The 12,605-nt window shown below is 63.7% G+C and carries 9 protein-coding genes; all 9 read left to right on the forward strand.

Annotated features, from left to right (window positions below):
- Positions 1-132 precede the first annotated feature (132 nt).
- The 9 genes from NTU39_RS01390 to NTU39_RS01430 all read left to right on the forward strand — a co-directional run bounded on the left by NTU39_RS01390 (position 133) and on the right by NTU39_RS01430 (position 12,565).
- Entirely contained in the window at positions 133-939 is an 807-nt protein-coding gene (locus NTU39_RS01390) for a polyphosphate kinase 2 family protein (RefSeq protein ID WP_150663899.1), read from the forward strand.
- Between the two features lie 152 nt (positions 940-1,091).
- Positions 1,092-2,345 (forward strand): efflux RND transporter periplasmic adaptor subunit, encoded by a 1,254-nt coding sequence (locus tag NTU39_RS01395; RefSeq protein ID WP_150663900.1) that lies wholly within the window; start codon positions 1,092-1,094, stop codon positions 2,343-2,345.
- On the forward strand, positions 2,342-5,503 hold the full coding sequence (locus NTU39_RS01400; RefSeq protein WP_257959033.1) for an efflux RND transporter permease subunit: 3,162 nt from the start codon (positions 2,342-2,344) through the stop codon (positions 5,501-5,503). Before NTU39_RS01395 ends, NTU39_RS01400 begins: the two co-directional genes overlap by 4 nt.
- Before the next feature lie 489 nt (positions 5,504-5,992).
- A complete protein-coding gene (locus NTU39_RS01405) occupies positions 5,993-6,604 on the forward strand; it encodes a pilus assembly FimT family protein (RefSeq protein WP_150663902.1) in 612 nt (203 codons plus the stop codon).
- Positions 6,605-6,649: 45 nt separating this feature from the next.
- A complete protein-coding gene (locus NTU39_RS01410) occupies positions 6,650-7,195 on the forward strand; it encodes a toxin co-regulated pilus biosynthesis Q family protein (RefSeq protein WP_257959034.1) in 546 nt (181 codons plus the stop codon).
- A 48-nt stretch (positions 7,196-7,243) separates the two neighbouring features.
- Positions 7,244-9,007, forward strand: a complete 1,764-nt coding sequence (locus NTU39_RS01415) for a secretin GspD/PilQ domain-containing protein (protein WP_257959035.1) — start codon at positions 7,244-7,246, stop codon at positions 9,005-9,007.
- Between the two features lies 1 nt (position 9,008).
- Entirely contained in the window at positions 9,009-10,379 is a 1,371-nt protein-coding gene (locus NTU39_RS01420; protein WP_257959037.1) for a type IV pilus inner membrane component PilO, read from the forward strand.
- Positions 10,369-10,848 carry a hypothetical protein gene (locus NTU39_RS01425; RefSeq protein ID WP_257959038.1) on the forward strand — a complete coding sequence of 160 codons (480 nt, stop codon included), beginning with the start codon at positions 10,369-10,371 and terminating at the stop codon, positions 10,846-10,848. Before NTU39_RS01420 ends, NTU39_RS01425 begins: the two co-directional genes overlap by 11 nt.
- Positions 10,832-12,565, forward strand: a complete 1,734-nt coding sequence (locus tag NTU39_RS01430) for a GspE/PulE family protein (RefSeq protein ID WP_174984528.1) — start codon at positions 10,832-10,834, stop codon at positions 12,563-12,565. The genes NTU39_RS01425 and NTU39_RS01430 overlap by 17 nt, the downstream gene beginning before the upstream one ends.
- The last annotated feature ends 40 nt before the right edge of the window (positions 12,566-12,605 follow it).

Here is a 12,605-nt window from a genome sequence, read left to right on the forward strand (position 1 = left end):
ATGCAGGGCCTGACAGGCCGAAAGGCCTGAAGGGAAGAAGGGCGCGGTAGCCGGATCGGCACCGCGCCCTTTTTTTATGGCCCCCGCAATTTGCGCCATACTGCCAACTAACTTTTCACGCAGGAGTTGGCGATGTTCGAGAAATACCGCGTACCGTTCGGCAAGAAGCTGGACCTCTCAAGCTTCGACCCTGCCGACAAGCCGTTCTCCGGCGACAACAAGGACGACGACAAGACGCGCCTGGCCGAGCTGGCGATAAAACTCGACGAATTGCAGACGATCCTGCACGCCAACAGCAAACATCGTGTCCTGCTGGTGCTTCAGGGGATGGACACCAGCGGCAAGGACGGCACCATTCGCGCGGTGTTCCAGAACGTCGATCCGCTGGGCATCCGCGTGGCCAACTTCAAATCGCCCACGCCCATCGAACTGGCGCGCGACTTCCTCTGGCGCGTGCACATGGTGGTGCCGGCGGCGGGTGAGCTGGCGATCTTCAACCGTAGCCATTACGAAGACGTGCTCATCACGCGGGTGCACGACTGGATCGATGCGGACGAGTGCAAGCGCCGCTACACGCATATCAATAACTTCGAGCAGCTACTCGTCGACAACAACACGCACATCATCAAGTGCTTCCTGCACATCTCGTCGGAGGAGCAACGCAAGCGGCTTCAGGAACGCATCGACGATCCGAACAAGCATTGGAAATTCGAGCTGGGCGACCTCAAGGAACGCAGCTTCTGGCCGCAATACACAAAGGCCTATGAGGCGGCTTTATCGGCGACCTCGACGGAACACGCACCGTGGTATATCGTCCCTTCCGACTCAAAACGCCACCGTAATCTGATGGTGGCAGAGTTGCTGGTGCACGCGCTGAGCGAGCTGAAGCTGACGTATCCGCCGGGCAGGCCCGAGTTGACGGGCATGAAGGTGGAGTAGTGAGGAAATGCGGCAGTGCAGCGCCGCAGCGAACATAACAACGGACAAGCAGTGAACGGCCGCGGTAAGTCACGGCTGTTTTATCAGTAGAAACAGGCGCGACCGGGAGGGCGGGGGCTCGACCGGCGTCGCATGGGGAAACGGGGAAGAAGATGAGTGACGAGAACGCCCGCCGGCCGTTGCCGGGGGACGCGGCTGCCCACGGGCACGGCGGCCAGCCGGGCAGCGGCGCGAAGGGTACGAAGGGAACAAAGGGTTCCCGTCGCTGGGTCGTAGGTCTGGTCGCCGTGTCGATCATCGCTGGCGGCGCTACGTGGCTGCGCTCGCGCGGTGCCGAGAAGACCGTGAAGACGGCAGCTGCACCGTCCGTTACAGCCGCGAGCGTCGAAACGCGCGACGTCCCTGTCCGGCTCATCGCCAACGGCACGGTCACGGCGCGTCAGACCATCGACGTTCGCCCGCAAATCTCCAGCACCATCCGTCAGGTGCATATCAAGGAAGGCGATTTCGTCAAAGCCGGGCAGCTGCTGTTCTCGCTCGATGCCCGCATGGACGAAGCGAACCTCAAGAAGGTGCAGGCGCAACTGGCGAAGGACGAAGCCGATCTCGCCAACGCACGCCGCACGCTCGCGCGCACCAAACAACTGATCGCCGAACACTTCGTCTCGCAAAGTGCGCTCGACACGGCGCAAAGCGGTGTGGACAGCCTTACCGCGCAGGTGGCCGCCGACCGGGCGGCGATTGCCGCGAGCCAGGTGGCGGTCGACTACAACCAGATCCGTGCGGGCATCGATGGCCGCACCGGCGCGATCAACGTGCATCCGGGCAGTCTGGTGACGCCGGGGGGCGCGGCGCTCGTGAGCATCACCCAGCTCGATCCGATCGACATCAGCTTCACGCTGCCCGAAGGGGCGCTGGCCGAATTGCAGGCAGCGCGCGCGGGCGGCCCGGTCGCCGTGACAGCCACGCTCGGGACCACGGGCGTGAACGTCACCGGTCAGCTCAGCTTCATCGACAACGCGGTGGATTCGCAGACGGGCACGATTCGCCTGAAGGCCGCCTACGACAACCGGGACGCGAAGCTGTGGCCCGGCATGTATCTGAACGTCGCGGTCATTGGCCGTGTGCTCAAGCAGGCGAGCGTCGTGCCGCCGCAGGCGGTGCAGACCGGGCCGGACGGCAAGTTCGTCTACGTGATCGGCGACGACGGTAAGGTCAGTGCGAAGCCGGTCAAGGTCGGCTACGTGGAAGCGAAGCTCGCGGTCGTCGACGGCGTGCCCGCCGGGGCGAAGGTCGTGCAGGAGGGCGCAGAAAACCTGCGTCCGGGTAATAAGGTGACGATCGTGGCGTCGCGCGAAGACGGTGCCGGGGTTGGTGCTGGCGGCGGCTCAGGGAAAGCGCCATGAACCTCTCAGAACTCTGTATCCGCCGGCCGGTCATGACGATCCTGCTGTGCGTGGCGGCCGTCGTCGCGGGTCTGATCGCATACGGACAGATTCCGATTTCCGCCCTGCCCAGCTACAACTCGCCGGTGATTCAGGTCACGGCCACGCTGCCGGGCGCGAGTCCGGAGACGATGGCCGCGTCGGTCGCCGCCCCGATGGAAAAGCAGTTCTCGACGATTGCGGGTGTGGCGGTCATCAGTTCGACCAACACGCAGGGCACCACGTCGATCATCATCGAATTCGACAGCGACCGCGATATCGACGCGGCGGCCGTCGACGTGCAGGCGGCGCTGTTCCGCGCGCAGCGCAAGCTGCCGGTGGAGATGACGACGCCGCCGTCGTATCGCAAGGTCAATCCGGCCGATGCGCCGATTCTGTTCCTCGCGATGAACTCGCCGTCGATGTCGCTCGCCGAGCTCGACGACTACGCGGAAAACCTCGTCTCCCCCACGCTCTCTACGCTGCCCGGCGTGGCGCAGGTGCTGATCTTCGGCCAGAAGCGCTTCGCTGTACGCGTGAAGGCCCGCCCGGACGCGCTCGCCGCACGCAAGCTCACGCTCGACGACGTGGCACGCGCACTCGCCTCGGCCAACGCGAACAGCCCGGTGGGCACGCTCGACGGCAGCCGTCAGACGCTGACCATCGAGGCCAACCGTCAGATGACGAAGGCCGACCAGTTCGCGAACCTCATCATCGCCAGCGTCAACGGCAGCCCCGTGTATCTGCGCGACGTGGCAGATGTGCAGGACAGCGTCGAATCGGTGAAGACAGGCAGTTGGGTCAACGGCGAGCGCTCCATCGTGCTCGCGGTGCTGCGTCAGCCCAATGCGAACACCGTGGCGACGGTCGATCAGGTGAAGGCGGCGCTGCCGCGTCTGGCCGAACAGATGCCGCAGTCGATTCAGGTCAAGCTGCTCAACGACCGCTCGGTGTCGATTCGCGAGTCCATCGACGACGTGCAGTTCACGCTCGCGCTCACGGTGATTCTCGTGACGCTCGTGATCTTCCTGTTCCTGCGCCGTCTGGCCGCCACGCTCATTCCGGTGATGTCGCTGCCGGTGTCGCTGATCGGCACCGTCGCGCTGATGAAGGGCATGGGCTACTCGATCGACAACATCTCGCTGCTGGGCATCACGCTCGCCGTGGGTCTGGTGGTCGACGACGCCATCGTGATGCTGGAGAACATCGTGCGGCATATCGAGAACGGCGTGCCGCCGTTGCGCGCCGCGCTCGTCGGTTCGCGCGAAATGGGCTTCACGATTCTCTCGATCTCGATTTCGCTGGTGGCGGTGTTCATCCCCATCTTCTTCATGCCGGGCGTGATCGGGCTGATGTTCCATGAGTTCGCGGTGGTCGTGTCGCTGGCGATTCTGGTGTCCGCGGCGGTGTCGCTCACGCTGATTCCGATGTTGTGCAGCCGCTATCTCAAGCACGAGCAGGACGAAGGCCTCGGCCTGCGCGCCACGCAGTGGTTCGAGGACGGCTTCGTCTCTGTGCAGGATGCCTACGTGCGCAGCGTCGATTGGTGCCTCGCGCATCGCAAGTGGGTGATCGGCGCGGCGGGGGCCACGTTCATTGCAACAGGTGTGCTGTTCGCCACGATCCCAAAGGGCTTCTTCCCGAGTGAAGACATCGGGCAGGTGCAGGTGACGGCCGAAGGCGCGCAGGACATTTCGTTCACGGCGATGTCGGCGCTGCTGCGTCAGGCGGGCGACATCATCCGTGCACATCCGGCGGTGGGGACCGTGATCGTGTCGGCCAACGACAGCAATCAGGGCCGCATGTTCATCAACCTGAAACCGCACGGCGAGCGACCGCACATGAGCGAAGTGCTCGAAGAATTGCGGCGCGACGTCAAACAGGTGCCGGGCCTGAACGTCTACTTCAATCCGGTGCAGAACCTGCAACTGGGCGGCAAGCAGAGCAAGAGCCGCTATCAGTATGTGATGCAGAGCGTGAAGCCGGGCGAGATGCAGTTGTGGTCCGACCGGCTGATGAACCTCATGCGTGCCGATGCGATCTTCCGCGACGTGACGACGGACGCACAGATGAAGGGCTTGCAGGCGCAACTGACCATCGACCGCGACAAGGCGAACACGCTGGGTGTTGCCATCGGCGATATTCGCAGCGCGCTTTACAGCGCGTTCGGCGAGCGTCAGGTGTCAACGATCTACACGCCGAGCGACAGCTATCAGGTGATTCTTCAGGCGGACGACAACGACCGCCGCGACGAAGGCGCGTTCGACAAGATCTACGTGCGCGGCAAGGGCGGTGCGCTGGTGCCGCTCTCGGCCGTGGCGACCGTCGAGCGCAAGATGGGGCCGGTGTCGGTCAACCATCAGGGCCAGTTGCAGGCCGTTACGCTGTCGTTCAACCTTGCGCCGGGCGCAGCGCTGGGCGACGCGTCGAAGAAGATCGTGGGCTTCCAGCAGCAGTTGGGCTTCCCGCCAAGCATCATCACAAGCTGGGGCGGCGATGCGGCCGCGTTCCAGAAGTCGCAATCGAGTCAGGTGGTGCTGCTGGTTGGCGCGTTGCTGGTGATCTACGTGCTGCTCGGCGTGCTGTACGAGAGCTACATCCATCCGATCACGATTCTGGCCGGTCTGCCGTCGGCGGCGGTCGGCGCGTTGATCACGCTGCGTCTGTTCGGCATGGACCTGTCGCTCATCGCGGTGATCGGCATTCTGATGCTGATCGGTATCGTGAAGAAGAACGCCATCATGATGATCGACTTCGCGCTCGACGCGCAGCGCAATGGCGGCATGACGCCGCTTGAGGCGATTCGTCAGGCCTGTGCGCTGCGTTTTCGTCCGATCATGATGACGACGCTGGCGGCGCTCATGGGCGCGTTGCCGATTGCGCTGGGGCTGGGGGCGGGGGCGGAGCTGCGCCAGCCGCTCGGTCTGGCTGTGGTCGGCGGGTTGCTGTTCTCGCAGGTGATCACGCTCTACATTACGCCGGTCATCTATCTTTATCTCGACCGCTTCGCCGGTAAGGGGCCGCTCGTGCTGCCCGGCGACAAGGCGGCGAACGACGGTGGTGGCAAGCACGATGGCAGCGACGACGGTAGCCACGACGCCACCGACATCCATGTGCACAAGACCAGTCACGCCCACTAAGCGTTGACGAAACCGACGGCGCGCAGCGGCATCTTCTGCCCGTTGCGCGCCATCTACCCTCCTCTACGGCGCCACGCCCCCTCCCGTTTGCCACGCAAGCCATGCAAATTGGCTTGTGAATCCGCTGATTCCTGACGTTTGCGCACACTTTTGTAGGCCCTTTGTTTGCGTTTGGTCACATTCCTAATTTTCATTTGATGTAGCCGACGGCGTCCTGCTGTCCGGTATCCACAGCCCGCCTTGTTTTCACGGCCATTTCGCGATGATTTTCGTGACTGTCGAGGCGTGTCCGGAGGTATCGGAAATGGCGCACGAATGGGCGATTTCATGCTTGCGTCAAATGTCAATTTGCGAAAGCTGCGCGACGCACGCGACAACGCGACGACGCACATTCGGGCATAAATCGCCCCAGCCGTTGCGAGCAAGTCTCTCGAATCGTGACGTCGTTTCCTTAAATCTTTCCAATCCCTCAAACCTCGGACTCGAAAAATGAACGTATTCACAGACGCGAACGCCATCGCGCACATCAAACACAAGCTCGCCACGCGCCTGAACAAGCGCGGCCAGCGTGGGGTCACGCTGGTGGAACTCTCGGTAGCCGTCGCCGTGATGGGCCTGATCATGGCCGGCGCAATGGTCGGTGTGCCACGCCTGATGAACAGCGTGAAGCTGTCACAAGAGATGAAGGACTGGCAGATGTCGGTGCTTGCGGTGCAGAACGCGGTGGCGTCCGGCACGCTTATCGCGGGGAAGACCAAGCAGGTCGATATTCGTCCGACGGCGATTGCCGAGCCGTTCAACCGGCCCGCTGGCACCACCACGATCCTGAATCGTTTCGGTGGAGAAATCACGATCGACGCGGTTCAAACGGGTGGCTATCCGTCGAGCGGCGTCACGGTGACATCGCTCGGGTATCCAAGCTCCCAATGCGAAGACTTCGCCGCCAAGATGAACGGTCTGTTCGCCACGCTGACCATCAACGGCAACGTCATCAAATCCAAGACCGAAAACAAGATCGATCAGATCAGCAAGTCGTGCACGGAAGACAGCAATAGCGCTGCCATGACGCAAGCCGATCTCGAATTCACCATCGCTGGCTGAGAAGTCATCTCGGGGATCTGACCAACGACCAAAGGCGGACAGAACATGACTCTTCCAGGAATGCGTGTTGCGGTGCTCGCTTCGATGTTGGGCGCAGCGGTGCCATCGGCGCTGGCGGCGGAAGCGGCGTCCGGCACTGGCGGGACGTGGGTGCTCGCGAGCCACAAGCCGCTGATGCAATCGCTGGGCGGCGGTGCCGATGCGGTGCCCGTACCCGAGTCGACCGGTGCGCAGCAGCTCGTGCAAGAAGGCCCCCAGCCCATCGACGACTCGCAGCGCGACGTGCAGACGGTGGGCGTTGCAGCGCCGTTGGCGATTTCACCGCCCGTCCCCGTTGCGATGGAGCTTGCCCTGCAACCGTCTGACGGCCGCGTCTCTCAGGCCGTCCGACGGTATGCGGAGCGCAATGGCTGGCAACTCGCGTGGGAGATCGAGCGTGATTTCCCCATCGAGTATCCCGCGACGTTCCGCGGGGATTTCCTCGGCATCGTCGAGCAGATCGTGCGCTCGTTGCAGAACACCGACGCGCCGATTCGCGTGAAGGTCTACGAGGCCAACCGCGTGTTGCGCGTCGTGCACGCCACACAATAACTTCCGCCTTGCCTCGCGCACGGCGACCCACATCGGAAGCGGTCATCCATGAGAAAGCATCTCGGCGTGTTGTGCGCCATCACGTTACTGACAGCGTGCGGCACGCCGGGCCTGCTGTCGAAAACCGACGAGAACGTTACAGAGGTGCGCGAGACGATGCGCACCGCCAACGACACCCACGCAGCAACGGCCATAGGCGCCATCGAACATGTCGATGGCGCCTGGCTGTCAAAAAAATCAGTCGCGGTCAACGCGACGATCGCACTTCCCGAATTCTTCACGCGTCAGGTGCGCTTCTCCACCGGCGCGCCCCTGCCCATGTCGGTGCTGCTCGCGCAGGTGGCGCGTGGCCATGGCCTGACGATTCGCATGGCGTCCGATGTCGCTTGCGATGGCGGCGCGTCGTCTCGCGATGGCCGGGGCGGTCGCGGCGAGGCCGCAGGCGTGGCACAACGCTTCCAGATCAATTGCACCGAGAGCGGCGAGCCTGCTGTGCCGTTGCAATATCACGGTTCGCTGTCCGGGCTACTCGACACCATCGCGCATCGCTCGGGCACGCACTGGTCTTATCGCGACGGCGTCGTGCAATTCGCGCGCTACGTCACCCGGACGTTCCAGATCAAGATGATGCCGGGTAGCTCAACGTACACGGCGTCAGTCGGCAAGGCGTCCAGAATGAAAGCGGATCGCGGCGCGTCCGGCGGTGGGGGGACGTCGTCGGGCGGCGTCGATCTGAGTTTCAATGCCGACGCGAACGTCACGGTCGAGTCCGAACTGGATTACTGGACGGATCTGGTCAAAACCGTCGCCGACATGCTCTCGCCGAGCGGCCGCGTTACGCCGTCGGTCGTCACCAGTTCGCTCGTCGTCACCGATACGGCCGATGTCGTCGAGCGTGTAGCGCGATACGTCGAATCGGAGAATGCGGTGCTTGGCCGTCAGGTGAAGCTGCGCGTACAGGTCTATTCCGTCACGCTCGAGGAAAACTCGGCGGCGGGCATCGACTGGGATCTCGTCTATCGATCCGCCAGCGGCTTCGTGGCGGGCCTGAGCGGTCCGGCACTGGGCGGCGCGCTCATGACGCGCAAGGGCGGGTTGGGGATCCGCACGATCCCGAACGGGCGTCTGGCCGGGTCCTCTGCGTTCATCAAGGCGCTGAGCAAGCAAGGGCGCGTGAGTACGGTGATCGACACGACCGTCGTCACGCTGAACAACCAGCCTGCGCCTGTCGCCGTCACACAGAACCGGGGGTTCGTCGCGCAGACCAAGATGACGCCCGGCAACTACGGGGGACAGGCCGTCGTGACGGCCGAGCAATCGGTGCTCACCACGGGCTTCGTTATGAACCTGTTGCCGACGTTGATGGATAACCGCAGCGTGATGCTGCAAGTGCAGATCGATATGTCGGACCTGAAGAAGCTCGACAAGATCAATCTGCGCACCGGTAAGGAAGCGCCGAGCGGCAGCGATGCCGGCGCGTCCGGTGGTGGCAGCGGCCCGAACGTGCGCGCGGACATCGACGGCAAGGGGGCCAGCATCGATATCGGCGGCAAGGATGATGACCGTCGCCGTGACGATGACGGCCTCGGCGCGGGCACGTTCATGCAATTGCCCATTACGGCGTCCGTGCAGACCATGCAGCGTGCGTCGCTCAAGTCGGGCGACACGCTGGTGCTGAGCGGCTTCCGTCGCAAGGACGACAGCACCGAGCGCGATGGCATCTTCAACTACGAAGGGGGGACAAAAGAGGCGAATCAGCACGTGAACGAGGTCGTCATCATGATCTCGCCGGAACTGACCGAGGGCGTGTGAGATGGGGCGCGCACTGTCCAACCACCTCGTGATCGGCGCGCAATGGGAGACGCTGATCGGTCTCGAAAAGGAGATGGCCGAGATCCGCAGTCTCGCGCGCAGCCGCGACGCCTCGCACTTCACCGTCACCGATGACGGGGCGGGCACGCGCACCGTCGGGCTGGTCTCACTGCCCGACGCGATCGATACGAACGCCACTACGACCCGGTACGCGCTTGCGGCGGTGCTGCGCACGCTGGTCGACGGACCGAACGTCGCGTTCATGCACCCGGATCCCGACGATCCCGCCAAGGCGATATTCGTGACGTTGCGCGACCATCGTCCCGAACTGGATCTGGAGGTCCCGGCGTCGCAGTTGAAGCAGCGTCTCGATCAGTGGGCGGCCGAAGTCGAGGGCCCGGTGAAAGTTGCCGGGGTGATGCGCACGGATCTGCCGCATGCCGACGTCAACCTCACGCTCGACGACATCGCCGCCGCTGCGGTTCGCGATGCAACGCCGGAGATGCGTATCAAGCCGGTGCGTCAGTCGCTCCCGACGCGACAACTGAAAATCGCCGCTGCGGCGGTGACGTTGCTCGCGGTCATCGCTGGCGCAGCCTACGGGGGGTGGCAATGGTACGAGGGCGTTCAGCGCGAAAAGCTCGCCGCCGCCAATCGCATCGATCCTGTCGAAGCATACAAGCAGGCGCTGACGCGGGCACTCGCCAACGAGTCGTTCTCGACCGGCGCATCCTATGCAAAGCATTTGCAGCGCGCGGTGCAGCAACTGCCCGCGAATGCCGGTGGATGGCGACCGGCGTCCATCGACTGCAAGGCGCGAACTTGCGAGATCGAATGGCGGCGTCTCGAAGGTGGCACCTTCGACCTGCTGCTGTCTCACCGTCCTCGTGCGCAGATTGTCGATCTCGACCATGCGAAAGAGCGCTTCGTGCTGCCCGAGGACGATGCCACCTCGGCACGCACGGTCGCCGCATCGCTCGGCGCGGCGAAAAGCGAAGCGCACTCACCGGCAAGTACATCTTCCATCGAAGCGCTCGAAGACGATGGCGATGCCCGCGTCGCCCCCATCCCGCGCAATCAGTTTCTGCGCACGGCAGGGGCCCGGCTGCAAGCGCTCGGCGACTACGGCATGGATATCGCGCTGACGATGCCCGAGCCGCTGGTGCCGGTCCCACCGGGTGCGGCCTCACGCGACGACATGCCGCCGCCCATCTCGAAAGGTGAATGGAAGATGGCGGGGCATCTGGCGTTCTTCGACTCTGTCGCGGGCCTGATGATGCGCGCGGGCAACATGTCCCTCGGCGAATTGAAGATCGTGATCGATGACGGCAAGCCCGTCTTCTCCGCACAAGGAACCTACTATGTTCACTAAGTTGCTCCGTGACGCCGTAAGGGCGACGGCGACGGCGACGCTGCTGTCGGCGAGTGCCCATGCCGAAGAGACGATCGACGCCTTCGCGCGGGCGCATCTGAAGGCCTCGCAAGAGGCGCAGGATGCCAAACAGGCACAAGCCGACGCGCAGGCAGCGGGGAACGCGCAGACGCCGACGTCCGCCAAGCCCACACTGGCCGATGCGCCGCCCGAACTGCTGTTTATCTACGGTGTGGAGAATGCTTCCGTCGCGTATCTGCGTGTGGACGGAAAGTTCGGACGCAACGTGACGAAAGGCGACAAGGTCGGGCACTGGCAGGTCGTGCAAATCGGTGACGATTTCGTCGACATGCGACGCGGTGCGCGGCAACAGCGCTTGCTCTTGCCCAATGCCTTCGGCGCCGCGCCGTCATCTTCAGCGCAGACGAGCCAGCGCGTCCCGGGGCAAGCGCATGGCGACGATTACTGAACGGCTGCGCGCCACGCTGGCGCACCTCGGACGACGCGGGCACACGCGCGCCGTCGTCCGTCCTATCGCCGATCTGCGCGAGTCCGACATTCAGGCGTTCGGCTGGCGACAGGACCTCGGCATCACGCTCGCAGGCGCGGAGCATGGCGCGCTGGTGCTCGTTGCGATGAAACCCCGTCTGTACCTCGTGCTGCTGGAGAGCAATACGTTCGTGCGCATGCAGGGCTCCGATCTGCTCGAACGCTTCGATCGTGCCGTGCGCTCGAAACACCGGCTGGACCTCGAAGGCATCTACGTCGGCACGACAGAAGAAATCTTGCTGATGCAGTCGCGTCTTCAGCAGCAAGGAGACGACGGCAGCCAGATCGGCGAGCGGCGGACCGGTGCGTATCGCAATTTCGATCTGATCATCGAGCGCGCGGTGGAAGCCGGGGCGTCGGATATTCACTTCGAGTTTCGTGACGGACGTCATGTTCAGGTGCGCATGCGCATCCACGGCAAACTGCGCATGTCGGCGGAGAGCGATCGTCTCGCCCGCGACTATCACGCCATGCTCGACGCCGTCTCGGCCGCGTATAACTCGCGCGCCGATCCGAGTAGCCGCAGCCACAATCACTTCGACGACGCGCAGCACCAAAGCTGCTCGATTCCGCTGACGATCCGCCAGCGCAAGTACCAACTGCGTTTCCAGAGCGTGAAGGAGAATCGTGGCGTGGACGTGGTGCTGCGTCTGCTGATCAACGAAGCCACGGACGGCGACGTCCTCACGCTCACCCAACTCGGCTATGCAGACGATCAGGTCGAGATTCTGGAAGACGCCGTGCACCGCAGTCCGGGCCTCACGATCATCGCGGGCGAGACCGGCTCCGGCAAGTCCACGACGCTGCGTACGCTGATGACCTACGAGCGCGATTCGGGCAAGAAGTTCTTCTCCATCGAAGATCCCGTCGAGTACATCCAGCCGCATATGACGCAGATCCCGATTCAGCGCCGCGCGGAAGACGGCCCGGGAGAATCGCCCTTCGGCGCGGCGGCCAAGGTCTTGCTGCGTGGCGATCCCGATAAATTGATGCCGGGCGAGATTCGCGATGCAGAGACCGGCTCGTTCGCCAAGTCGATGACGGAGACGGGCCACCAGGTGTTGTCGACGGTGCACGCGTCGAGCGCGTTCGGCATTGTGTCGCGGTTGGTCAGCGACGAAATCGGCATGCCGCTCTCGGCCGTCGCCTCGCCCAACTTCCTCACGGCCATCGTCTATCAGAAGCTAATCCCGGTCCTATGTGCGCACTGCAAGCGTGCCGCGCTGGATGCGCCGGACGTCATCGACGCCGCCACGTTGTCGGTGATCGGCGCACTCGGCATCGACACGTCGAAGGTTTGCGTCGAGGGGCCGGGCTGCGAGCGTTGTTCCGGTCGCGGCACGAGCGGACAGACGGTCGTGGCCGAAGTGTGCGAACTGACCGACGAGTTGCTGGACCTGCTGCGCGAGGGGCACTACTGGGACGCCGAGCGTCACTGGCGCGTCTGCCACGATGGTGACCTGACCAGTCCGCACATGACCGGCAAGTCCGCGATGGAGCACGCCATGTACAAGATGTCGCAGGGACTGGTCGACCCGCACGATATCGAAGCTGCCTTCTGCAAACTCAAGAAATTCCATTTCCGTCAGTCGACGTCCTTGAGCGCCGCTTCGACACGCCGTCTCGCCAGTGTGTGACGACACGCTGCACGCGTCGATGTCGGCGTAATTCCCCCTC

This window comes from Pandoraea commovens, assembly GCF_024704525.1.
GTDB lineage: Bacteria > Pseudomonadota > Gammaproteobacteria > Burkholderiales > Burkholderiaceae > Pandoraea > Pandoraea commovens.